The organism is Streptomyces sp. NPDC000880, from assembly GCF_053599675.1.
Genome location: NZ_JBSFMS010000223.1, coordinates 1495 through 3140, shown reverse-complemented (window position 1 = coordinate 3140; position 1646 = coordinate 1495). Strand labels below are relative to the sequence as shown.

Here is a 1646-nt window from a genome sequence, read left to right as displayed (position 1 = left end):
GCGGGGCTGGAGAAGCTGGGTGGCCGTGCGGTCATCAACTCGGTCAACTACGAGGACGGGGACGGGCCCGAGTCACGGTTCGCGAAGGTCACCGAGCTGGCCGTCGAGCATGGCGCGGCGCTCATCGCGCTGACGATCGATGAGGAGGGCCAGGCCCGCACCGTCGGGAACAAGGTTGCGATCGCTGAGCGGATCATTGACGATCTGACCGGGAACTGGGGTGTGCTGGAGTCCGACATTCTCATCGACGCGCTGACGTTCACGATCTGCACCGGGCAGGAGGAGTCGCGCAAGGACGGCATCGCGACGATCGAGGCGATCCGTGAGCTCAAGCGTCGCCGTCCGGATGTGCAGACCACGCTGGGTTTGTCGAATATTTCTTTCGGTCTCAATCCGGCTGCCCGGGTCGTGCTGAACTCCGTGTTCCTGGACGAGTGTGTCAAGGCGGGTCTGGACTCGGCGATTGTGCATGCGTCGAAGATTCTGCCGATCGCCCGTCTGGAGGAGGAGCAGGTCAAGGTCGCACTTGATCTGATCTATGACCGGCGTGCTGAGGGTTACGACCCGCTGCAGAAGCTCATGGCGCTCTTCGAGGGCGTGAACATGAAGTCGATGAAGGCGGGCAAGGCGGAGGAGCTCCTGGCCCTGCCGCTGGAGGAGCGGCTCAAGCGCCGGATCATCGACGGCGAGAAGAACGGCTTGGAGGCTGACCTCGACGAGGCGCTCCGGACCCGCCCGGCTCTGGAGATCGTCAACGACATTCTCCTGGGCGGGATGAAGGTTGTTGGTGAGTTGTTCGGGTCGGGTCAGATGCAGCTGCCGTTCGTGCTGCAGTCTGCCGAGGTGATGAAGAACGCGGTGGCCTGTCTCGAGCCGCATATGGAGAAGTCGGATGTGGAGGGCAAGGGCACGATTGTGCTGGCGACGGTCCGTGGTGACGTTCATGACATCGGGAAGAACCTTGTCGACATCATCCTGTCGAACAACGGCTACAACGTCGTCAACCTTGGTATCAAGCAGCCGGTTTCGGCGATTTTGGAGGCGGCTGAGGAGCACCGGGCGGATGTGATCGGTATGTCGGGTCTGCTGGTGAAGTCCACGGTGATCATGAAGGAGAACCTTCAGGAGCTGAACCAGCGCAAGCTGGCCGCCGACTATCCGGTGATCCTTGGTGGGGCGGCGTTGACGCGGGCGTATGTCGAGCAGGATCTGCACGAGATCTACGAGGGTGAAGTCCGGTACGCGCGTGACGCGTTCGAGGGTTTGCGTTTGATGGACGCGTTGATCGCGGTCAAGCGGGGTGTTCCCGGGGCTGTTCTGCCGGAGTTGAAGCAGCGGCGGGTGGCCAGGCGTGACACCGCGGTGCTGGAGGTCGAGGAGCCGGAGGGTGCGGTCCGCTCGGATGTGGCGATCGATAATCCGGTGCCGCGGCCGCCGTTCTGGGGTACCCGGGTCATCAAGGGTATCCAGTTGAAGGAGTACGCGTCCTGGCTGGACGAGGGTGCGCTGTTCAAGGGCCAGTGGGGCCTCAAGCAGGCCCGGGCCGGTGACGGCCCGACGTATGAGGAGCTGGTGGAGACCGAGGGCCGGCCGCGGCTGCGTGGCTGGCTGGACCAGCTGCACACCAGGAACCTCCTGGAGGCGGC

Annotated in this window: 1 protein-coding gene; it reads left to right on the top strand. The window is 63.7% G+C overall.

From position 1 onward, the window contains the following. On the top strand, nt 1-1646 hold a 1646-nt coding region (locus tag ACWDO5_RS35300), incomplete at both ends, for a dihydropteroate synthase (RefSeq protein ID WP_450534617.1).